The sequence below is a fragment of the Streptomyces sp. NPDC048057 genome, from assembly GCF_040653095.1.
In the GTDB taxonomy this organism is placed as follows: Bacteria; Actinomycetota; Actinomycetes; order Streptomycetales; family Streptomycetaceae; genus Streptomyces.
The window spans coordinates 178684-199065 of record NZ_JBEZNF010000005.1; the positions used below are offsets into that span (position 1 = coordinate 178684).

21 protein-coding genes are annotated in these 20382 nt (G+C 71.4%); 14 read left to right on the forward strand and 7 right to left on the reverse strand.

What is annotated here, in order from left to right; genetic code table 11:
* Both tal and tkt read right to left on the reverse strand, forming a co-directional pair.
* Positions 1-1122, reverse strand: a complete 1122-nt coding sequence (gene tal / locus AB0E05_RS07555; RefSeq protein ID WP_361960318.1) for a transaldolase — start codon at positions 1120-1122, stop codon at positions 1-3.
* Between the two features lie 35 nt (positions 1123-1157).
* The gene (gene tkt, locus AB0E05_RS07560) at positions 1158-3245 is read right to left on the reverse strand and encodes a transketolase (protein WP_361960320.1); all 2088 of its coding nucleotides are present in this window, start codon (positions 3243-3245) and stop codon (positions 1158-1160) included.
* A gap of 619 nt (positions 3246-3864) precedes the next feature.
* On the opposite strand from tkt, the gene AB0E05_RS07565 reads away from it, so the two are divergent.
* Together AB0E05_RS07565 and AB0E05_RS07570 are read left to right on the forward strand one after the other, a co-directional pair.
* Complete coding sequence (locus AB0E05_RS07565) at positions 3865-4782, forward strand: heme o synthase (RefSeq protein WP_361960322.1); 918 nt, start codon at positions 3865-3867, stop codon at positions 4780-4782.
* Positions 4783-4920: 138 nt separating this feature from the next.
* On the forward strand, positions 4921-5241 hold the full coding sequence (locus AB0E05_RS07570; RefSeq protein WP_361960324.1) for a hypothetical protein: 321 nt from the start codon (positions 4921-4923) through the stop codon (positions 5239-5241).
* Between the two features lie 110 nt (positions 5242-5351).
* On the opposite strand, the gene AB0E05_RS07575 is transcribed toward AB0E05_RS07570, so the two are convergent.
* The 4 genes from AB0E05_RS07575 to AB0E05_RS07590 form a co-directional block, all read right to left on the reverse strand.
* Positions 5352-6323: a COX15/CtaA family protein gene (locus AB0E05_RS07575; protein ID WP_361960326.1), complete on the reverse strand. Its 972-nt coding sequence runs from the start codon at positions 6321-6323 to the stop codon at positions 5352-5354.
* Between the two features lie 75 nt (positions 6324-6398).
* Positions 6399-7562, reverse strand: a complete 1164-nt coding sequence (locus AB0E05_RS07580) for a hypothetical protein (RefSeq protein WP_361960328.1) — start codon at positions 7560-7562, stop codon at positions 6399-6401.
* 195 nt (positions 7563-7757) lie between these two features.
* Positions 7758-8534 carry an ABC transporter permease gene (locus AB0E05_RS07585; RefSeq protein WP_361960330.1) on the reverse strand — a complete coding sequence of 259 codons (777 nt, stop codon included), beginning with the start codon at positions 8532-8534 and terminating at the stop codon, positions 7758-7760.
* Positions 8534-9457: an ABC transporter ATP-binding protein gene (locus AB0E05_RS07590; protein WP_361960332.1), complete on the reverse strand. Its 924-nt coding sequence runs from the start codon at positions 9455-9457 to the stop codon at positions 8534-8536. Before AB0E05_RS07590 ends, AB0E05_RS07585 begins: the two co-directional genes overlap by 1 nt.
* Before the next feature lie 190 nt (positions 9458-9647).
* On the opposite strand from AB0E05_RS07590, the gene AB0E05_RS07595 reads away from it, so the two are divergent.
* The 11 genes from AB0E05_RS07595 to dapD all read left to right on the forward strand — a co-directional run bounded on the left by AB0E05_RS07595 (position 9648) and on the right by dapD (position 18454).
* On the forward strand, positions 9648-10448 hold the full coding sequence (locus tag AB0E05_RS07595; RefSeq protein WP_361960334.1) for a metalloregulator ArsR/SmtB family transcription factor: 801 nt from the start codon (positions 9648-9650) through the stop codon (positions 10446-10448).
* Positions 10445-11866, forward strand: a complete 1422-nt coding sequence (gene sufB / locus AB0E05_RS07600) for a Fe-S cluster assembly protein SufB (RefSeq protein ID WP_361960336.1) — start codon at positions 10445-10447, stop codon at positions 11864-11866. Before AB0E05_RS07595 ends, sufB begins: the two co-directional genes overlap by 4 nt.
* A gap of 91 nt (positions 11867-11957) precedes the next feature.
* A complete protein-coding gene (gene sufD, locus AB0E05_RS07605) occupies positions 11958-13139 on the forward strand; it encodes a Fe-S cluster assembly protein SufD (protein ID WP_361960339.1) in 1182 nt (393 codons plus the stop codon).
* Complete coding sequence (locus tag AB0E05_RS07610; protein WP_361960341.1) at positions 13136-13453, forward strand: bifunctional 3-phenylpropionate/cinnamic acid dioxygenase ferredoxin subunit; 318 nt, start codon at positions 13136-13138, stop codon at positions 13451-13453. Before sufD ends, AB0E05_RS07610 begins: the two co-directional genes overlap by 4 nt.
* 7 nt (positions 13454-13460) lie before the next feature.
* Complete coding sequence (sufC, locus tag AB0E05_RS07615; protein WP_361960343.1) at positions 13461-14225, forward strand: Fe-S cluster assembly ATPase SufC; 765 nt, start codon at positions 13461-13463, stop codon at positions 14223-14225.
* A 55-nt stretch (positions 14226-14280) separates the two neighbouring features.
* A complete protein-coding gene (locus tag AB0E05_RS07620) occupies positions 14281-15540 on the forward strand; it encodes a cysteine desulfurase (RefSeq protein ID WP_361960345.1) in 1260 nt (419 codons plus the stop codon).
* 12 nt (positions 15541-15552) lie between these two features.
* Positions 15553-16044, forward strand: coding sequence for a Fe-S cluster assembly sulfur transfer protein SufU (sufU, locus tag AB0E05_RS07625; protein WP_361960347.1), 492 nt, complete (start codon positions 15553-15555; stop codon positions 16042-16044).
* A complete protein-coding gene (locus AB0E05_RS07630; protein WP_361537757.1) occupies positions 16041-16379 on the forward strand; it encodes a metal-sulfur cluster assembly factor in 339 nt (112 codons plus the stop codon). Before sufU ends, AB0E05_RS07630 begins: the two co-directional genes overlap by 4 nt.
* Positions 16380-16529: 150 nt before the next feature.
* Positions 16530-16850, forward strand: coding sequence for a multidrug efflux SMR transporter (locus AB0E05_RS07635; protein WP_361960350.1), 321 nt, complete (start codon positions 16530-16532; stop codon positions 16848-16850).
* Complete coding sequence (locus AB0E05_RS07640) at positions 16850-17455, forward strand: TetR family transcriptional regulator (RefSeq protein WP_361960352.1); 606 nt, start codon at positions 16850-16852, stop codon at positions 17453-17455. The genes AB0E05_RS07635 and AB0E05_RS07640 overlap by 1 nt, the downstream gene beginning before the upstream one ends.
* Positions 17456-17464: 9 nt before the next feature.
* Positions 17465-18454, forward strand: a complete 990-nt coding sequence (gene dapD, locus AB0E05_RS07645; RefSeq protein ID WP_361960354.1) for a 2,3,4,5-tetrahydropyridine-2,6-dicarboxylate N-succinyltransferase — start codon at positions 17465-17467, stop codon at positions 18452-18454.
* A gap of 69 nt (positions 18455-18523) precedes the next feature.
* On the opposite strand, the gene dapA is transcribed toward dapD, so the two are convergent.
* Complete coding sequence (gene dapA / locus AB0E05_RS07650; RefSeq protein ID WP_361960356.1) at positions 18524-19414, reverse strand: 4-hydroxy-tetrahydrodipicolinate synthase; 891 nt, start codon at positions 19412-19414, stop codon at positions 18524-18526.
* A 201-nt stretch (positions 19415-19615) separates the two neighbouring features.
* On the opposite strand from dapA, the gene AB0E05_RS07655 reads away from it, so the two are divergent.
* The gene (locus AB0E05_RS07655) at positions 19616-20380 is read left to right on the forward strand and encodes an antibiotic biosynthesis monooxygenase (protein ID WP_361960358.1); all 765 of its coding nucleotides are present in this window, start codon (positions 19616-19618) and stop codon (positions 20378-20380) included.
* The last annotated feature ends 2 nt before the right edge of the window (positions 20381-20382 follow it).

The following is a 20382-nucleotide window of genomic DNA, read 5'->3' on the forward strand; positions in this document are numbered from 1 at the left end:
TCAGCCCTTCGCCGGAGCGAGGCGGGCGAGCGCCGCCTCGGTCGACTTGAGCAGGTCGTTCCAGGACGCCTCGAACTTCTCGACGCCCTCGTCCTCCAGCAGCTGGACGACCTCGTCGTACGAGACGCCCTGCGCCTCGACGGCGGCCAGCTCGGCGCGCGAGCGGTCGTAGGTGCCGCGGATCGTGTCGCCGCTGATCGAGCCGCGGGCCGCGGTGGCCTCCAAGGTGGCCTCCGGCATGGTGTTCACCGTGCCCGGGGCGACCAGCTCGTCCACGTACAGCGTGTCCTTGTACGCCGGGTCCTTCACGCCGGTCGAGGCCCACAGCGGACGCTGCTTGTTGGCCTGCGCCCGGTCCAGGGCCGCCCACCGCTCGGAGGAGAAGACCTCCTCGTACGCCTCGTAGGCGAGCCGGGCGTTCGCCAGGGCGGCCTTGCCGCGCGCGGCCTTCGCCTCCGGCGTGCCGAGCGCGTCCAGCCGCTTGTCGATCTCGGTGTCCACCCGGGACACGAAGAACGACGCCACCGAGTGGATCTTGGACAGGTCCAGGCCGCGCTCGTTGGCCTTCTCCAGCCCGGCCAGGTACGCGTCCATCACCTCGCGGTAGCGCTCCAGCGAGAAGATCAGCGTCACGTTGACGCTGATGCCCAGGCCGATCGTCTCGGTGATGGCCGGCAGACCCGCCCGGGTCGCCGGGATCTTGATCAGGGTGTTGGGGCGGTCCACCAGCCAGGCGAGCTGCTTCGCCTCGGCGATCGTGGCCTCGGTGTCATGGGCGAGACGCGGGTCCACCTCGATGGAGACCCGGCCGTCCTGGCCGCCGGTGGCCTCGAAGACCGGACGCAGGACGTCCGCGGCGTCCCGGACGTCCGCCGTCGTGATCATGCGCAGGGCCTCGTCCACGGTCACCTTGCGCGCGGCCAGCTCCCGCAGCTGCTGCTCGTACCCGTCGCCGCCGCTGATCGCCTTCTGGAAGATCGACGGATTGGTCGTCACACCCACCACGTGCTGCTCGCCGATCAGCTCCGCGAGGTTCCCGGAGGTGATGCGCTTGCGGGACAGGTCGTCCAGCCAAATGGCGACGCCTTCGTCGGTCAGGCGCCCCAGTGCGTCGTCTGTCATGAGTGTTCAATCTCCTACTTCGTCATGTACCCGCGTCAGCGCCGGGAGGCGTCGAGAGATTCCCGCGCGGCGGCGGCGACCGCGTCCGCGGTGAATCCGAACTCGCGGAAGAGCAACTTGCCGTCCGCCGAGGCACCGAAGTGCTCCAGCGAGACGATGCGGCCCGCGTCGCCGACGTACCGGTGCCAGGTCAGCCCGATCCCGGCCTCCACGGCCACGCGCGCCTTCACGGACGGCGGCAGCACCGCGTCCTTGTACTCCTGGTCCTGCTCCTCGAACCACTCCACCGACGGCATCGAGACCACCCGGGTGGGCACCCCGGCCGCCTGGAGCTGCTCACGCGCCTCGACGGCGAGCTGGACCTCGGAGCCCGTACCGATGAGCACGACCTCGGGGGCGCCGCCCTCGGCCTCGAACATCACGTAACCGCCGCGGGCCGCGTCCTCGTTGCGCTCGTACGTCGGCACGCCCTGGCGGGTCAGCGCCAGGCCGTGCGGCGCGCCCACGCCGAACTCCTTGGTGTAGCGCTTGAGGATCTCGCGCCAGGCGATCACGGTCTCGTTGGCGTCCGCCGGACGGACCACGTTCAGACCCGGGATCGCGCGCAGCGACGCCAGGTGCTCCACCGGCTGGTGCGTCGGGCCGTCCTCGCCCAGACCGATCGAGTCGTGCGTCCACACGTACGTCACCGGCAGGTGCATCAGCGCCGAGAGCCGCACCGCGTTGCGCATGTAGTCCGAGAAGACCAGGAACGTGCCGCCGTAGATGCGGGTGTTGCCGTGCAGCGCGATGCCGTTCATCTCCGCGGCCATCGAGTGCTCGCGGATGCCGTAGTGGATCGTGCGGCCGTACGGACGGGCCTCCGGCAGCGGGTTGTCCGCAGGCAGGAAGGACGACGTCTTGTCGATCGTGGTGTTGTTCGAGCCCGCGAGGTCGGCGGAGCCGCCCCACAGCTCGGGCACGACCGCGCCGAGCGCCTGGAGCACCTTGCCGGACGCCGCGCGGGTGGCGACGCTCTTGCCGGTCTCGAAGTCCGGCAGCGCGTCCTCCCAGCCGGCCGGCAGCTCGCCCGCGGCGATCCGGTCGAACTCGGCGGCGCGCTCCGCGTTGGCCGTGCGCCAGGCGGCGAAGCCCTTCTCCCACTCGCCGCGCGCCTCACGGCCGCGGTCCAGCGCCTCGCGGGTGTGCCCGATGACCTCGTCGGAGACCTCGAAGTGCTGCTCCGGGTCGAAGCCGAGGACGCGCTTGGTGGCCGCGACCTCCTCCTCGCCGAGCGCCGAGCCGTGCGCCGCCTCGGTGTTCTGCGCGTGCGGGGCGGGCCAGGCGATGATCGAGCGCATCGCGATGAAGGAGGGGCGCTCGGTCTCGGCCTGCGCCGCCTTCAGCGCCGCGTACAGCGCGTGCGGGTCGAGGTCGCCGTTCTCCTTCGGCGCCACGCGCTGCACGTGCCAGCCGTACGCCTCGTACCGCTTGAGGGTGTCCTCGGAGACGGCGGTCTCGGTGTCGCCCTCGATGGAGATGTGGTTGTCGTCCCAGAGCAGCACCAGATTGCCCAGCTTCTGGTGGCCCGCGAGCGAGGACGCCTCCGCGGCGATGCCCTCCTGGAGGCAGCCGTCACCGGCGATCGCCCAGATGGTGTGGTCGAACGGGGAGGTGCCCGGGGCGGCGTCCGGGTCGAACAGACCGCGCTCGTAGCGGGCGGCCATCGCCATGCCGACCGCGTTCGCCACGCCCTGGCCCAGCGGGCCGGTGGTCGTCTCGACGCCGACCGTGTGGCCGTACTCGGGGTGGCCCGGGGTCTTGGAGCCCCAGGTGCGGAACGCCTTGAGGTCATCCAGCTCCAGGCCGTACCCGGCGAGGTAGAGCTGGACGTACAGGGTCAGCGACGAGTGCCCCGCGGACAGCACGAAGCGGTCGCGACCCGTCCAGTCGGCGTCGGCCGGGTCGTGCCGCATGAGCTTCTGGAACAGGACGTACGCGGCGGGCGCGAGGCTCATGGCCGTACCGGGGTGGCCGTTGCCGACCTTCTGTACGGAGTCCATGGCCAGGACCCGAGCGGTGTCGACGGCCCGCTGGTCCAGATCGGTCCACTGGAGGTCGGTGGTGGTCGGCTTGGTGCTCACCCTGCGTCAGGGCTCCTCTCCACATGTCGCCACATGTGTCTTCGCTTGAGGGTCTTCACATGTCGCATGTCGTATCCGGTGACGACGGAAGCACCGGGCGTCGTCGAGCCTACCCTTGGCGCGCCATGCGCCCTTTCGCTTCGATTCGTCGGTGCCCGGGGCACCGACCGCGGCCCTGGGGCGTGTCTTATGGATCAGGCTGGGCTCGCGTGCCCTGGTGCCGCGCCTCGCCGCGTTCTCGTCGGTCGCCAATAGCCCCCTGTGCCCTGCGGGCACGGGCGGTACCCCCACCGCATTGACTCCCTCCTCCGCCTTGCGATCCACGACACCAGACCCCGCTCCCTCACCCAGCCTGATCCATAAGCCACGCCCTAGTGCCAGCCTGCCGCCAACGGGTGGACTTCGCCTCCCGACGGCTCCGCGCAGGCCCTCCAACACGACCCACCCCCGTGCGAGGCGAGTGAGGGGCAGCCTCTAGAGTGGCGTGGTACGCGCAAGTTCCCCCGGGCCTTCATCAGTCCTGTCCTGCGCCCGGGACTTGCTGGAATCTCTTTCAGGGGTGTGCGTGACGGCCGTCGATTCCCGTCCAGCGGGTGGGGGCACCGCCCATTCCGGGGCCGTGGGGAAATCCAGCGGGGGCTCCGGCGCCCGACCGATCGGCGCCCGCGTCATGGCCTTCGTGGCGCTGACCAAGCCGCGGATCATCGAACTGCTGCTCATCACCACAGTGCCGGTGATGTTCCTCGCCGCGCAAGGGGTGCCGGACCTGATGCTGGTCCTGGCGACCTGCATCGGCGGATACCTCTCCGCCGGCGGCGCCAACGCGCTGAACATGTACATCGACCGCGACATCGACGCGCTGATGGACCGCACGTCGCAGCGTCCGCTGGTCACGGGCATGGTCTCGCCCCGCGAGGGCCTGGTCTTCGGCCTGGTGCTCGCCGTGGTCTCCACGGCCTGGTTCGGCCTGCTGGTCAACTGGCTCTCCGCCTGGCTCTCGCTCGGTGCGCTGCTGTTCTACGTGGTCGTCTACACGATGATCCTCAAGCGCCGCACCTCGCAGAACATCGTCTGGGGCGGCATCGCCGGCTGCATGCCGGTGCTGATCGGCTGGTCCGCCGTCACCAACTCGATGTCGTGGGCCGCCGTCATCCTCTTCCTCGTCATCTTCTTCTGGACGCCGCCGCACTACTGGCCGCTGTCCATGCGGGTGCGTGAGGACTACGCGCGCGTCGGCGTGCCGATGCTGCCGGTCATCGCCTCCAACAGGGTCGTCGCCCGCCAGATCGTGCTCTACAGCTGGGTGATGGTCGCGGTCTCCCTGCTGCTCACGCCGCTCGGCTACACCGGCTGGTTCTACACGGCCGTGGCGCTGGCGGCGGGCGGCTGGTGGCTGTGGGAGGCGCACGCGCTCCAGTCGCGCGCCAAGGCCGGCGTGACGGGCGCCAAGCTGAAGGAGATGCGCCTCTTCCACTGGTCCATCACCTATGTGTCGCTGGTGTTCGTGGCCGTCGCGGTGGACCCCTTCCTGCGCTGAGGACGGCCCGTCCTTCGAGCCGGTGTGCGCCTGGTGCGCGCACCGGCTCTTGCGCGTCCAGGGCCGGCGCTGCCAGTGGCCCACGCCACGCGCGTGCGCCATGGTCATCGCCTGTTACCCGTACGTAGCATCGTGACCATGGCAGACACCAAGCACGCGGACCGCAAGGCCGCCAAGCTCGCCCGGGAGATCACCGCCTTCGCCAAGGCGCACGGCGGCGCGGAGGGGCAGCTCGCCTACATCGGCCAGACGGGCACGCGCGTCGTCCTCGTCGGCGACGACGGCGCCTGGGGCGACCTGGTCGCCCCCACCCACGCCGTGGCCGCGGCGGCGGCCGAGCAGGCCGGGCTCACCCTGCACGACTCCTTCGACGGCGAGTTCGCGGCGAAGGTCCGCACCGGGCCGTACGAGTGGAGCCGGATGGCCGGCATCCAGCTCGGCGGTCGCGCGGCCGGCTGAACCCCGTCGGGATCCTGCCGTACGCACGTGGGAACGAACGACACCGGGCCGGCACCCATCCGTGAGGTGGGTGCCGGCCCGGTGTCGTTCGCGTCGTGCGGGCGCCGGTGTCAGATCCGGGCGAGCGCGGGGTCGGTCTGCGCGGGGATCGACGCGGTGGCGTCGGCGGGCCGCTCCCGGGTGCTGAGCACCAGCCGCAGCACCGCGACCCACAGCAGCGACGACCCCAGCATGTGCACCCCGACCAGCACCTCGGGCACGCCCGTGAAGTACTGGAGGTAGCCGATGCCGCCCTGGAGCAGCAGGACGACCAGCAGGTCCCGGGCCCGGGCCCGGACGTCGGTCGGGGCGTCCACGACCCGCAGCACCAGCCACATCGCGACCGCCAGCGCACAGATCACCCAAGCGGAGGCGGCGTGCAGCTGTGCCGCGTTGACCCAGTCCCACGGCATGCGCGGCACGTCGCTGCTGTCGCCCGCGTGCTTGCCGGCGCCGGTGACTCCGGTGCCCAGCACGATCGCGGCGCCGGCGACGACGACGATCGCCCACGACAGCCGGCGCACCGGCAGCGGCACCCGCGGGCGCCGGGGCGCATCGCCCTCGCCCGCCCGGTGCCAGGTGACGACGGCGAGGGTGAGCAGCAGGTTCGCGGCGACGAAGTGGCCGGCGACGATCCACGGGTTGAGCGCCATCCACACGGTGATGCCGCCGAGGACGGCGTTCAGCACGACCACCCAGAACTGCGCCCAGCCCAGCCGGGTCAGCGAGCGGCGCCGGGGCTTGGCGGAGCGCGCGGCGATGATCGTCCAGCCGACGGCTGCGGACAGCACGTACGTCAGCATGCGGTTGCCGAACTCGATCGCGCCGTGCAGCCCCTGCTCGGGGGTGGCGAAGAGGCTGTCGTCCGTGCACTTGGGCCAGGTGTCGCAGCCCAGGCCCGATCCGGTGAGTCGGACCGCGCCCCCGGTGACGATGATGACCACGGTCATCACGACGGCGGAAAGGGCGGCGCGCCGGACGATGCCCGGGGCGGGAGTCCAGCGCCGGGCGATGAGAGCAAGGGGTGTTTGCACGGGCTCCATCGTATGCGGGGCCTTGTGCAAGTTTTCACGAGGGGGGTGTGACGTGCTGCACCGTGTTGCCGGGGGAGGGCGGGCCTAAGCGCCGGGTGCGCGGGCGTGCCGGAAACGGGCTCCGTCCAGGTGGTCCTCGTCCTCCCACCACACCGCGAGCCGCCAGTGGACCGGGGCCGGCGGACGGTCGGGGGCGGTCAGGAAGGCGTCCGTCAGATCCGCCCCGACCGCCGCGGCCGACCGGTCGGTGACCGCGGTCGCACCGCGCCAGGGGTGCGCCATCGGGGTCCAGGGCGCGCCGTCCGCGTCCCGGGTGTCGAACCGCCACACCGCGCGCCAGGAGCGCGCCCGCAGGGTCCGCTCCACCTCGGGGAGTTCCAGGCGCAGCCCGTCGGCGATGGCGGCGGCCTCCACGCCGTCGATGCGGGCGGCCAGCACCGCCAGCGGCAGCAGGCGCTCCGGCAGCAGGTCCTCGGCGCGCAGCCGGGTCAGTCCGTCGGCGAAGGGGCAGCGGCGCAGCCGGCGCTCCAACTGGTCACCCAGGTGCTCCAGGAGCGCGGTGTGCGGTCCGTCCCGGCCGAGCTTGGGGTCGCCGGCCGCGGCGTCGTTTCCGAGGGCCCGCAGCTCGTCCCGGTCGTCCGCCCGCAGCGCGCACAGCCCCCGCTCCGCCCGTACGGCCCACGCGGCGGCCTCCACCGGGTCGCCCAGCTCCTCCAGGCGGTCGCCGAGGAACGCGTACGCCTGCGCCAGGCCCTCCCGGTTGCCCGGCTCGGCGGGGTCCAGACCGCGCCAGACCGCGACGGCGCGGCGGGTCGCGGCGAGCGCGGCGAGGCCGTCGGCGTGCGCCGTGTTCGGCGGGTGGCTGCCGGGGCCCTGGAAGGCGTACCGCGGCAGGCCGAGTTCATCGCTGAGCGGATGCGCCAGATAGATGGCCTGGCTGGTGAGGGCCCTGGCGTACCAGCGGGCGTGCTCCGGGTCGCGCCGGGCCGGGCCGGCGCAGTGCCGCACCGCCTCGCCGACCGCGCTCAACGCGGGGCCCCGTCGCCCGGCTTCGAAGTGGTGCCGGGCCAGTTCCGCGTAGCGCAGGCCGAGTCGGGCGGCGACGGACGGGTCTCCGTCGGCGTGGGGTGCGAGTGCGTCGATCAGTCTCACGAGGGTGCGCTGTCGCTCGGCGGACGTCAGTCCGATGCCGATGCCTCCGCCCGTCGTCCACTCCGCGTCCAGTCGCAGTGCGGCAGACCGCTCCATCGATGCCCTCCCACGTGCCGACCTGCGCGTAGCCCCGAGCGCCGGCTCGGCAGCCTCATACTGACGCGCCCGTCAGAACGAGGGAAGCCCATGGCGCGGGGCTTGGGCCGGAGGACGCGGACTCGCCGTGCCGGCGACGCGGCGATGGCGTCTGCGCCTCGCCTGTGGCTGGTCGCGCAACCCGCAACCTCCAGGTCACTCCCAGCGGAAGAAGCGCGCCGCCGTGCCCAGGCCGAGCACGGACCAGCCAGTCAGGATGCCCAGCTCGCGCCACGGGACGGACGCGCCGTGCTGGAGCACGTCCCGCAGGCCGTCCGAGAGCGCGGTGATCGGCAGCAGTTCCAGCAGCGCGGTGACGCCGTCGGGGAAGCGGTCCAGCGGCACGATGACCCCGCCGCCGACCAGCAGCAGGAGGAACACCAGGTTGGCCGCGGCGAGCGTGGCCTCGGCGCGCAGCGTGCCGGCCATCAGCAGGCCGAGACCGCTGAACGCGGCCGTGCCCAGCGCCAGCAGCGCGAGGACGCTGACCAGGCCGGCCGCGCCGCCCTGCGGCGACCACCCGAGGCCCAGCGCGATCGCGGTCAGCAGGGCGATCTGCAACAGCTCCACGGCCAGGACGGAGAGCGTCTTGGCGCACATCAGCGCCCAGCGGGGGATCGGGGACGCACCGAGCCGCTTGAGCACCCCGTACCGGCGCTCGAAGCCGGTCGCGATGGCCTGGCCGGTGAACGCGGTGGACATCACCGCGAGCGCCAGCACGCCCGGCGCGAGGAAGTCGACGGCCTCCCCGTCCCCCGTGTCGATGATGTCGACCCCGGAGAACAGCACCAGGACGAGGGAGGGGATGACGACGGTGAGCAACAGCTGCTCGCCGTTGCGCAGCAGCATCTTCGTCTCGAAGGCGGCCTGCGCGGCGATCATCCTGCCGAGCGGCGCTGCGCCCGGGCGGGGGGTGTACGTACCGGTGCTCATCAGCGCAGCTCCCTGCCCGTCAGCTCCAAGAAGACGTCCTCAAGGGTGTGCCGCTCGACCGCGATGCCGTCCGGCATGACGCCGTGCTGGGCGCACCAGGAGGTGACGGTCGCGAGCATCTGGGGGCCCACGTCGCCCGTTATCCGGTACGTGCCCGGCAGCGGTTCCGACGCCTCCGCGCCGTCCGGGAGCGCCTTGAGCAGCGAGCCGACGTCGAGCCCGGGGCGGCCGGTGAAGCGCAGGGTGTTCTCCGCGCCGCCGCGGCAGAGCTGGTCGGGGCTGCCCTGGGCGATCACCCGGCCCGCGTCGATGATCGCGACGTCGTCCGCGAGTTCCTCGGCCTCGTCCATGAAGTGCGTCGTGAGCACGGTGGAGACGCCGTCGGCGCGCAGCTCGCGCACCAGCTGCCAGGTGGCGCGGCGGGCCTGGGGGTCGAGCCCGGCGGTGGGCTCGTCCAGGAAGACCAGCTCGGGGCGGCCGACGACGGCCATGGCGAGCGAGAGGCGCTGCTGCTGGCCGCCGGAGAGCCGTCGGTAGGTGGTCCGGCCGCAGTCGCCGAGGCCGAGCCGTTCGACCAGCTCGTCCACGTCCAGCGGGTCGGCGTGCAGCTTGGCCACGTGCCGCAGCATCTCGTCGGCGCGCGCCCCGGAGTAGACGCCGCCTGACTGGAGCATCACCCCGACGCGGGGGCGCAGCCGCGCGGAGTCGGCGACGGGGTCGAGCCCGAGGACGCGCACGGTGCCGGCGTCCGGCCGGCGGTAGCCCTCGCAGGTCTCGATGGTGGTGGTCTTGCCGGCTCCGTTGGGGCCGAGGACGGCGGTGACCTGCCCTCGGGGGACGTGGAGGTCGAGGCCGTTCACGGCCGTCTTGGATCCGTACCGCTTCACCAGGCCCTGGATCCGGACGGCGGGCTCGCTCTGCATGCCGGGAAGTCTAGGCGGGCCGCGCAGGGCCCCCGTACGCCCGCCCCCTCGCAGCCGTCGGCACCGCCCGCGGCCTGCGGGAACCGTCCGGAGCCGCACTCCGAATTAGGTAACCCTAAGTGATGAACGGCACCGTTCCGGCCCCGGACGGCGGTTGTCAGCCCTCGCGGAATTACGCAACAATGGCGTTGTGAAAAACGTCGGCGAGACTCCGCGGGAGGAGCTGGCGACCGGGACGCGGTTCGAGCAGAAGTGGGACCACTCGACGCGCAACCGAGTCGCGCGCTCCATCCTGAGCCACGGTCCGTCGACCGTGGCCGACCTCGCCGGTCGCCTCGGTCTCACCCAGGCCGCGGTCCGTCGCCACCTCGACACCCTCCTCGCCGAGCAGGTCGTCGAAGCCCGCGAGAAGCGGGTCTACGGTGCGCGCACCCGCGGGCGGCCCGCCAAGGTCTTCGCCCTGACCGACTGCGGCCGGGACGCCTTCGACCAGTCGTACGACACGCTCGCCGTGGACGCCCTGCGCTGGATCGAGCGGTACGCCGGGGGAGAGACGGCCGTCGCCGCCTTCGCCCGCGACCGCATCGGCGCCCAGGCCGAGCCGTACCGCAAGGCCGTCGCCGCAGCCGCACCCGACCGGCGCACCCAAGCGCTGGCCGAAGCCCTCAGCGCCGACGGGTACGCTGCTACGGCGCGCAGCGCCCCGGGCCTCCAGCCCGGCGAGCAGCTCTGTCAGCACCACTGCCCGGTGGCACACGTCGCCGAGCAGTTCCCGCAGCTCTGCGAGGCGGAGACCGAGATCTTCTCCGAGCTCCTCGGGACCCATGTGCAGCGCCTGGCCACCATCGCCCACGGCGACGGGGTGTGCACGACGTTCATCCCCCGGGGCGGCACCAGGCCGTCGGGGACGTCCGACGGCACCGGGGCACAGCCCACCACGTCCACAACATCATCAGCATCCGAAAGCACAGCCGGGAGGAACCCCGAATGACTCTCCCCACGGAGACTGCCCACCCCGAACTGGAGGGTCTGGGTACGTACGAATTCGGCTGGGCCGACTCCGACGCCGCGGGCGCCGAGGCCAAGCGCGGCCTTTCCGAGGACGTCGTGCGCGACATCTCCGGGAAGAAGAACGAGCCGGAGTGGATGCTGAAGCTGCGCCTCAAGGGCCTGCGGCTGTTCGACAAGAAGCCCATGCCGAACTGGGGCTCCGACCTCTCCGGCATCGACTTCGACAACATCAAGTACTTCGTCCGCTCCACCGAGGGCCAGGCCACCTCCTGGGAGGAGCTGCCCGAGGACATCAAGAACACCTACGACCGGCTGGGCATCCCCGAGGCGGAGAAGCAGCGCCTGGTCGCCGGTGTCGCCGCGCAGTACGAGTCCGAGGTCGTCTACCACCAGATCCGCGAGGACCTGGAGGCGCAGGGCGTCATCTTCGTCGACACCGACACCGCGCTGAAGGAGCACGAGGAGCTCTTCAAGGAGTACTTCGGCACGGTCATCCCGGTCGGCGACAACAAGTTCGCGTCGCTGAACACCGCGGTGTGGTCCGGCGGCTCCTTCATCTACGTGCCCAAGGGCGTGCAGGTCGACATCCCGCTCCAGGCCTACTTCCGGATCAACACCGAGAACATGGGCCAGTTCGAGCGGACGCTGATCATCGTCGACGAGGACGCCTACGTCCACTACGTCGAGGGCTGCACCGCCCCGATCTACTCCTCGGACTCGCTGCACAGCGCCGTCGTGGAGATCATCGTCAAGAAGGGCGGCCGGTGCCGCTACACGACGATCCAGAACTGGTCGAACAACGTCTACAACCTGGTCACCAAGCGCGCCGTGGCCTACGAGGGCGCGACCATGGAGTGGGTCGACGGCAACATCGGCTCCAAGGTCACGATGAAGTACCCCGCCGTGTACCTGATGGGCGAGCACGCCAAGGGCGAGACGCTCTCCATCGCCTTCGCCGGTGAGGGCCAGCACCAGGACGCCGGCGCCAAGATGGTCCACATGGCGCCCAACACCTCCTCGAACATCGTCTCCAAGTCGGTGGCGCGGGGCGGCGGCCGGACCTCCTACCGCGGTCTGATCGAGATCGGCGAGGGCGCCCCCGGCGCCAAGTCGAACGTGCTGTGCGACGCGCTGCTCGTCGACACGATCTCCCGCTCCGACACGTACCCGTACGTGGACGTCCGCGAGGACGACGTCTCCATGGGCCACGAGGCCACCGTCTCCAAGGTCTCCGAGGACCAGCTCTTCTACCTGATGAGCCGCGGCATGACCGAGTTCGAGGCGATGGCCATGATCGTCCGCGGCTTCGTCGAGCCGATCGCCAAGGAGCTGCCGATGGAGTACGCCCTGGAGCTCAACCGGCTGATCGAGCTGCAGATGGAGGGCTCGGTCGGCTGACCGCCGCCCTCCCCGGGGCGGGTGAGCCCACCCGCCCCGTGCAGCACTGACTTCTTGACCCCACAGGCAGAGAGAGAGCACGACGACAGCCATGGCTGAGGCTCAGAACATCCCGGCGGGCTCCACCACCGCCGGCGCGATCGCGGTGGCCGCCGAGTCGACCGTAGCCACTCGCATGAGTGCGCCCCCGTCGTTCGACGTGGCCGACTTCCCGGTCCCGCACGGACGCGAGGAGGAGTGGCGCTTCACCCCCCTGGAGCGCCTGGCCGGGCTGCACGACGGCACCGCCGTCGCCAGCGGCGGCGTGAAGGTCGCCATCGACGCGCCCGAGGGCGTCACGGTGGAGACCGTGGGTCGGGACGACGCCCGGCTCGGCAAGGCGGGCACCCCGGTGGACCGCGTGGCCGCGCAGGCGTACTCCTCCTTCGAGCAGGCGTCCGTGGTGACCGTGCCCAAGGAGACCCAGCTCAGCGCGCCGATCCGGATCGCCGTGCACGGCGAGGGCGGGGTCGCCTACGCCCACCAGGTCATCGAGCTCGGCGCGTTCGCCGAAGCCGTCGTGGTCATCGACCACACCGGTGACGCGGTGCTCTCCGGCAACGTCGACTACCTGCTGGGCGACGGCGCCAAGCTGACCGTGGTCTCCGTCCAGGACTGGGACGACAAGGCCGTCCACGTCGCCCAGCACAACGCGCTGATCGGCCGGGACGCCTCCTTCAAGTCGGTCGTGGTCACCTTCGGCGGCGACCTGGTGCGGCTGCACCCCCGCGTCACGTACGCGGCGACCGGCGGCGAAGCCGAACTCTTCGGCCTCTACTTCACGGACCGCGGCCAGCACCAGGAGCACCGCCTCCTCGTCGACCACAACGCGCCGCACAACAAGTCCAACGTCGTCTACAAGGGCGCGCTCCAGGGCGACGGCGCGCACGCGGTGTGGATCGGTGACGTGCTCATCCGCGTCGCCGCCGAGGGCACCGACACCTACGAGATGAACCGGAACCTCGTCCTCACCGACGGCGCGCGGGTCGACTCCGTGCCGAACCTGGAGATCGAGACGGGCGAGATCGTCGGGGCCGGCCACGCCTCGGCCACCGGCCGCTTCGACGACGAGCAGCTGTTCTACCTGATGGCCCGCGGCATCCCGGAGCAGGAGGCCCGCCGTCTGGTGGTCCGCGGCTTCTTCGCCGAGCTGGTCCAGCAGATCGGCCTTCCGGACGTCGAGGAGCGGCTGATCGCGAAGATCGAGGAAGAGTTGGAGGCGTCGGTCGCATGAGCTTCGTCCGTGCCTGCGCGCTGAGCGAGCTGGCGGAGGACACCCCGAAGCGGGTGGAACTCGACGGCACGCCGGTCTCGGTCGTGCGCACCGAGGGCGAGGTCTTCGCGATCCACGACATCTGCTCGCACGCGAACGTCTCGCTCTCCGAGGGCGAGGTGGAGGACTGTCAGATCGAGTGCTGGCTGCACGGCTCCAGCTTCGACCTCCGCACCGGCAAGCCGTCCGGACTGCCCGCGACGCGCCCTGTCCCCGTATACCCCGTAAAGATCGAAGGGGACGATGTGCTCGTCTCCCTCACCCAGGAGTCCTGAGCTACCCATGGCAACGCTTGAAATCCGCGACCTGCACGTCTCCGTCGAAGCCGACAACGGCTCCCGCGAGATCCTCAAGGGCGTCGACCTGACCGTGAAGCAGGGCGAGACCCACGCCATCATGGGCCCCAACGGCTCCGGCAAGTCCACCCTCGCCTACTCGCTCGCCGGCCACCCCAAGTACACGATCACCGGCGGCCAGGTCACCCTGGACGGCGAGGACGTCCTGGAGATGTCCGTCGACGAGCGCGCCCGCGCCGGCCTCTTCCTCGCCATGCAGTACCCGGTCGAGGTCCCCGGCGTCTCCGTCTCCAACTTCCTGCGTACCTCCGCCACCGCGATCCGCGGCGAGGCGCCCAAGCTGCGCACCTGGGTGAAGGAGGTCAAGGAGACCATGCAGCGGCTCCAGATGGACCCCTCCTTCGCCGAGCGCAACGTGAACGAGGGCTTCTCCGGCGGTGAGAAGAAGCGCCACGAGATCCTCCAGCTCGAACTGCTCAAGCCGAAGATCGCGATCCTCGACGAGACCGACTCCGGCCTGGACGTCGACGCCCTGCGCGTGGTCTCCGAGGGCGTCAACCGCGTCCGCGAGAGCGGCGAGGTCGGCACCCTGCTGATCACCCACTACACCCGCATCCTGCGCTACATCAAGCCCGACCACGTCCATGTGTTCGCCGGCGGGCGGATCGCCGAGTCCGGCGGCCCCGAGCTGGCGGACAAGCTGGAGGCCGAGGGCTACGAGGCGTACGTGAAGGGCGGCGCGTCCGCGTGATGCGAAACCTTCCGCCGCGCCCCGCGGGCGGAGTACCTGAGAGAAGGGGAAGGGTGTGACACCACAGCTGCCGGGTCTCCTCGACACCGAGGCGATCCGCAAGGACTTCCCGATCCTCGACCGGGTCATCCACGACGGCAAGAAGCTCGTCTACCTCGACAGCGCGGCCAGCTCCCAGCGCCCCCGCCAGGTCATCGAGGCGATGAGCGACTACTACGAGCGCCACCACGCCAACGTGCACCGCGGCGTCCACGTGCTCGCCGAAGAGGCCACGGCGCTCTACGAGGACGCCCGCACCAAGGTCGCCGAGTTCATCAACGCGCCCAGCCGCGACGAGGTGGTCTTCACCAAGAACGCCTCGGAGTCGCTGAACCTGGTGGCGAACATGCTCGGCTGGGCCGACGAGCCCTACCGGGTGGACCGGGACACCGAGATCGTCATCACGGAGATGGAGCACCACTCCAACATCGTGCCGTGGCAGCTGCTCGCCCAGCGCACCGGCGCGAAGCTGAAGTGGTTCGGCCTCACCGACGACGGCCACCTCGACCTGAGCGCCATCAACGAGGTCATCACCGAGAAGACGAAGATCGTCTCCTTCGTGCTGGTCTCCAACATCCTGGGCACGATCAACCCGGTCGAGGCCATCGTGCGCCGCGCCCAGGAGGTCGGCGCCCTGGTGCTGATCGACGCCTCCCAGGCCGCCCCGCACGCCCCGCTGGACGTGCAGGCGCTCGGCGCCGACTTCGTCGCCTTCACCGGGCACAAGATGTGCGGCCCGACGGGCATCGGGGTGCTGTGGGGCCGCCAGGAGCTGCTGGAGGACCTGCCGCCGTTCCTGGGCGGCGGCGAGATGATCGAGACCGTCTCGATGCACTCGTCCACCTACGCTCCCGCGCCGCACAAGTTCGAGGCGGGCACGCCGCCGATCGCCCAGGCCGTCGGCCTCGGCGCGGCGGTGGACTACCTCAACGCCATCGGCATGGAGAAGATCGCCGCGCACGAGCACGCGATCACCGAGTACGCGCTCAAGCGCCTGCTGGAGGTCCCCGACCTGCGGATCATCGGCCCGGTCACGGCCGAGGACCGCGGTGCCGCGATCTCCTTCACGCTCGGTGACATCCACCCCCACGACGTGGGCCAGGTGCTGGACGAGCAGGGCATCGCGGTGCGCGTCGGGCACCACTGCGCGCGCCCGGTCTGCCTGCGGTACGGAATTCCCGCGACCACGCGAGCGTCGTTCTATCTGTACTCCACGCCCGGCGAGGTGGACGCACTGGTCGACGGGCTGGAGCACGTCCGTCAATTCTTCGGGTAGAGCGGAGCCCCAGTGAAGCTTGATTCGATGTACCAGGACGTCATCCTCGACCACTACAAGAACCCGCACGGGCGGGGACTTCGGGACGGCGACGCCGAGGTGCACCACGTGAACCCCACCTGCGGCGACGAGATCACGCTGCGGGTGAAGTACGACGGCACCCGCGTCGCGGACGTCTCGTACGAGGGACAGGGCTGTTCCATCAGCCAGGCCAGCGTGTCCGTGCTGAACGAACTGCTGGTCGGCAAGGAACTGTCCGAGGCGCAGAAGATCCAGGCCACCTTTCTGGAGCTGATGCAGTCCAGGGGCCGGATCGAGCCCGACGACGCCATGGAGGAGGTGCTGGAGGACGCGGTCGCCTTCGCCGGCGTCTCCAAGTACCCGGCGCGGGTGAAGTGCGCGCTGCTCGGCTGGATGGCGTGGAAGGACGCGACCGCCCAGGCGCTGGGCGGCGGATCCGGCGTTCCCGAGAGCGCAGAAGAGGACCTAAGGACTAAGGCATGACCGAGAACGCAGCAGCCGCGCTCAAGCCGGCCAGTGAGGAAGAGATCCGGGAGGCGCTGTACGACGTCGTCGACCCCGAGCTGGGCATCGACGTCGTCAACCTCGGATTGATCTACGGCATCCACGTCGACGACTCCAACGTCGCCACGCTGGACATGACGCTGACCTCCGCGGCGTGTCCGCTGACCGACGTGATCGAGGACCAGGCCCAGTCGGCGACGGAGGGGCTGGTCAACGAGTTGAAGATCAACTGGGTCTGGATGCCGCCGTGGGGTCCGGACAAGATCACGGACGACGGGCGCGAGCAGCTCCGCGCCCTCGGGTTCAACGTCTGAGCCCGTTGGGCCTCTGAGCGCCGAGGCCCCTGAGTCCGCGTCTGGCCAACGGTCGTGCCCACCGGTTCACCCCGGTGGGCACGACCGTTTCGCATGCCCTGCGACCGTCGTTGTGTACGACCGTACGCATCGTTGTGTACAGTCGTACGCATGGGATACGGACTGCTCGCCGGGGCCATCGCGGCGGAGGTGCTCGCCACCACGGCCATGAAGTACAGCGAGGGCTTCACCAAGCTCTGGCCGTCGCTGATCACCGTCGTCGGCTACGTGATCGCCTTCTCCTTGCTCGCCCAGACGCTGAAGACCCTCTCGATCGGCACCGCCTACGCGATCTGGGCGGGCGTGGGCACCGCCGCTGTCGCCGCCATCGGGATGGTGTTCATGAACGAGTCCACCGACCTCGTGAAGTTCGCCGGCATCGGCCTGGTCGTCGCCGGCGTCGTCGTGCTCAACATCGGCGGGGCCCACTGATGGCCCGCCGCTACGACCCCGAGCGGCGCCAGCGCATCATCGACGCGGCGATCCGCGTCGTCCGCCGCGACGGCATCGCCGGGCTGGGCCACCGCACGGTCGCCGCCGAGGCCGACGTGCCCCTCGGCTCGACGACGTACCACTTCGCCTCGCTGGACGAACTGCTGGTCGCGGCCCTGCGCCAGACCAGCGCGTCGTTCTCCGAGGAGGTGTTCGAGAGCGTCAGCCTCGTCGACCCGCGCCGCGACCTCGCCGCCGAGCTGGCGCGGACCATGGGGCAGTGGCTGGCCGGCGACCGCGGCACCAACGAGTTGGAGTACGAGCTGTACCTGGCCGCGCTCCGCAAGCCGCTGCTGCGCCCGATCGCCCAGGAGTGGCTGGCGAGCGTCACCGACGCGCTGGCCCCCCACCTCGACCCGGCCACCGCACACGCGGTGGTGGCCCTGATGGACGGCATCAGCCTCCAAGTGCTGCTGACGGACCGGGAGTACGACGAGGCGTACGCCCGCACGATGCTGGGCCGGCTGCTGGCCGGGGCCGACGGGACACCGGGCGCCTCGGACGCGGGTGAGACGGGTTCGCCCGCGGCCCCGGTCGCCGGTTAGGTTCTCCTCATGACCGATAGCACCCCTCCCCGCACCACCGGCGCCGTCGCGGCCGGGCTCGCCACCATCGCCGCCGACGGCTCCGTCCTCGACACCTGGTTCCCGGCCCCCGAGCTGACCGCGGAACCCGGCCCGGCCGGCACCGAGCGCCTCGACGCCGACCGCGCCGTCTCGCTCCTGGGCACGGGGGCCGCGAAGGCGCTCGGCGTGGACGCCCGCCGCGGCGTCGAGGTCGTCGCCGTCCGTACGGTCATCTCCTCGCTCGACGCGAAGCCCCTCGACGCCCACGACGCCTACCTGCGGCTCCACCTGCTGTCGCACCGGCTGGTCAAGCCGCACGGGCTCAGCCTCGACGGCCTCTTCGGCCTGCTGGCCAACGTCGCCTGGACCTCGCTCGGCCCCGTCGCCGTCGACGACGTCGAGAAGGTGCGGCTGAACGCCCGCGCCGAGGGCCTGCACCTCCAGGTCACCAGCATCGACAAGTTCCCGCGGATGACGGACTACGTCGCCCCCAAGGGCGTGCGGATCGCCGACGCCGACCGCGTCCGCCTCGGTGCGCACCTGGCCGAGGGCACCACCGTGATGCACGAGGGCTTCGTCAACTTCAACGCCGGCACGCTGGGCACCTCCATGGTCGAGGGCCGGATCTCGGCCGGCGTGGTCGTCGGCGACGGCTCCGACATCGGCGGCGGCGCCTCCACCATGGGCACCCTGTCCGGCGGCGGCAACGTCATCATCTCCATCGGCGAGCGCTGCCTGGTGGGCGCCGAGGCGGGCGTCGGCATCGCGCTGGGCGACGAGTGCGTGGTGGAGGCCGGTCTGTACGTCACGGCCGGCACGCGCATCACCATGCCGGACGGCGAGATCGTCAAGGCGCGGGACCTCTCCGGGGCGAGCAACATCCTCTTCCGGCGCAACTCCGTCACCGGCGCGGTCGAGGCCCGCCCGAACAACGCGGTGTGGGGCGGGCTGAACGAGGTCCTGCACTCCCACAACTGACGGCCTCGCAGTCCGTCGTCCGGCCGGGGTCGCCGCCAGCGCCCCGGCCGGCGGCGTTCCCGCCCGCCTTCACTGCCTTCCGGCCGCCGTGAGCACGTCGTGCGCGGCGCGCAGGGCCGCCGTCGCCGCCGGGTCCGCGCCCTGGAGCGGAGCTCGTACGGGGCCCGCGTCCAGCAGCGCCTTGGCCGTCACCGCCCCCGGCAGCTCGGCGCACATCATCAGCTCGGTCAGCGGCAGCAGCGCCTGGTGCAGATGGGCGGCCCCGGCCGTGTCGCCCCGGTCGAAGGCGTCGAGGACCGCGCGCACCGCGCGGGGCGCCGCGTTGGCGACCGTGCTGATGCAGCCGGCGCCGCCGATCGCGTACAGCGGCAGGTGCAGCTCGTCGCAGCCCGAGTAGTACGCGAGGTCGGAGCCGGCGATCACCTTCGCCGCCCCCAGCAGGTCGTACGAGCAGTCCTTGACGGCCACGACGCGGGGGTGTTCGGCCAGGCGCAGCAGCGTCTCGGGCGCGATGCGGACCCCGGTGCGGCCGGGGATGTCGTACACCACCAGCGGAATGCCGACCGCGTCGGCCACGGCCTTGAGGTGCGCCTCGACGGCCGCCTGCGGGGGCCGGCTGTAGTACGGCGCGACGACCAGCAGGCCGTCGGCGCCCGCGGACCCGGCGGCCCGGGCCAGCTCGACCGTGTGCCGGGTGTCCGCGCTGCCGACGCCCGCGACGAGCGGGACCCCGTCGCCGACGGCGGCGCGCACGGCCCGGACGAGCGCGGACTTCTCGGCGTCGGAGGTGGTCGGGGACTCACCGGTGGTCCCGTTCAGGACCAGGCCGTCGCAGCCGTCGGCGACCAGGCCGTGGGCGAGCCGCGCCGCGGCGTCCAGGTCCAGCGCGCCGTCCGCGGTGAACGGCGTGATCATGGCGCAGAGGACCCGGCCGAAGGGGCGGGGGCGGGAAGTGGTCATGCTCCGCAGTGTGCGGCGGCAGCACGATGTAGGTCCACTTAGATCTGCTTCGAATGAACCGTTAGGCATGCTGAAGAGTGATGCTGCGAGGGCGAGTTGACGGAGACGGGTCGGCCGCGTTGACCTCAACCGTGCTTGACGTCTCACGATGGTGATCGACGGCGGGCCGCGACGGCTCCGCCCGTACGGAGGGGAGTCACCATGCCCGTGCACGCGAACGAGGCCGCAGCCCAGACCGATGCCCGGCCCGACCTCGCCCGGGAGGGCGTCGGCCTGGTCAAGGTGTCCACCTGGGACGTCGGCACCCCCGAACGCCAGCGGGCCACGATCGAGGCCATCGGCGCGGCGTGGCGGAAGCGGAGCTGGCCGGACGTGGGGCTGCTGTCGTACACGGTCCACGTCGGCAACGACGGCCGCACCCTGCTGCACTACTCCCAGTGGGCCGACGAGGACGCCTACCAGCAGTTCTTCTCGGCGGGGTGCCGGGACGAGCGGAACGCCGAGATCGACGCCGCGGTGCCCGGCATCCAGCGCCTGGGGCTCCACGCGTACGAGCTGTACCGGGGCGGCCGGGGGAACCCCGACGACCTGCGGATCCCCGGGTGCGTGGTGATCGTCGAGGTGGAGTTCGACGGGCCGGACCGGGACCGGCAGCGGGACTGGGTGGACGGTGTCTTCGCCGCCCTGGCCAGCGATCCCCGGCTCACTGCCGTCGAAGGATCCGACGACGACCTTCCGCACGCTGCCGGGATCTCCGGCTGGTTCCACGTGGGCACCGACGGCACCCGGGTGCTCAACTACGCCGAGTGGACGGACGCCGCCTCCCACGTCGCCGCCCTCGCCGCGCCCGGCGACGGCATCGGCTCCGCGACCGAGGCGTGGGACCGGGTGCACGCCTACCCCGGGGTGCGCGCGTCGCGGGTGAACCGCTACACGCCCGGGCTGAGCCTGAGCCCGGGCGCGTGAGC

Coding starts and splice junctions, on each gene's coding strand:
- AB0E05_RS07590 (WP_361960332.1), bottom strand. CDS start 9,457: ATGCAGAGCGAGCCCGCCGTCCGGATCCAGGGCCTGGTGAAGCGGTAC.
- sufB (WP_361960336.1), top strand. CDS start 10,445: ATGACTCTCCCCACGGAGACTGCCCACCCCGAACTGGAGGGTCTGGGT.
- AB0E05_RS07635 (WP_361960350.1), top strand. CDS start 16,530: ATGGGATACGGACTGCTCGCCGGGGCCATCGCGGCGGAGGTGCTCGCC.
- tal (WP_361960318.1), bottom strand. CDS start 1,122: ATGACAGACGACGCACTGGGGCGCCTGACCGACGAAGGCGTCGCCATT.
- AB0E05_RS07640 (WP_361960352.1), top strand. CDS start 16,850: ATGGCCCGCCGCTACGACCCCGAGCGGCGCCAGCGCATCATCGACGCG.
- AB0E05_RS07575 (WP_361960326.1), bottom strand. CDS start 6,323: ATGGAGCCCGTGCAAACACCCCTTGCTCTCATCGCCCGGCGCTGGACT.
- AB0E05_RS07655 (WP_361960358.1), top strand. CDS start 19,616: ATGCCCGTGCACGCGAACGAGGCCGCAGCCCAGACCGATGCCCGGCCC.
- AB0E05_RS07630 (WP_361537757.1), top strand. CDS start 16,041: ATGACCGAGAACGCAGCAGCCGCGCTCAAGCCGGCCAGTGAGGAAGAG.
- sufC (WP_361960343.1), top strand. CDS start 13,461: ATGGCAACGCTTGAAATCCGCGACCTGCACGTCTCCGTCGAAGCCGAC.
- dapA (WP_361960356.1), bottom strand. CDS start 19,414: ATGACCACTTCCCGCCCCCGCCCCTTCGGCCGGGTCCTCTGCGCCATG.
- AB0E05_RS07580 (WP_361960328.1), bottom strand. CDS start 7,562: ATGGAGCGGTCTGCCGCACTGCGACTGGACGCGGAGTGGACGACGGGC.
- AB0E05_RS07610 (WP_361960341.1), top strand. CDS start 13,136: ATGAGCTTCGTCCGTGCCTGCGCGCTGAGCGAGCTGGCGGAGGACACC.
- AB0E05_RS07570 (WP_361960324.1), top strand. CDS start 4,921: ATGGCAGACACCAAGCACGCGGACCGCAAGGCCGCCAAGCTCGCCCGG.
- AB0E05_RS07585 (WP_361960330.1), bottom strand. CDS start 8,534: ATGAGCACCGGTACGTACACCCCCCGCCCGGGCGCAGCGCCGCTCGGC.
- sufD (WP_361960339.1), top strand. CDS start 11,958: ATGGCTGAGGCTCAGAACATCCCGGCGGGCTCCACCACCGCCGGCGCG.
- dapD (WP_361960354.1), top strand. CDS start 17,465: ATGACCGATAGCACCCCTCCCCGCACCACCGGCGCCGTCGCGGCCGGG.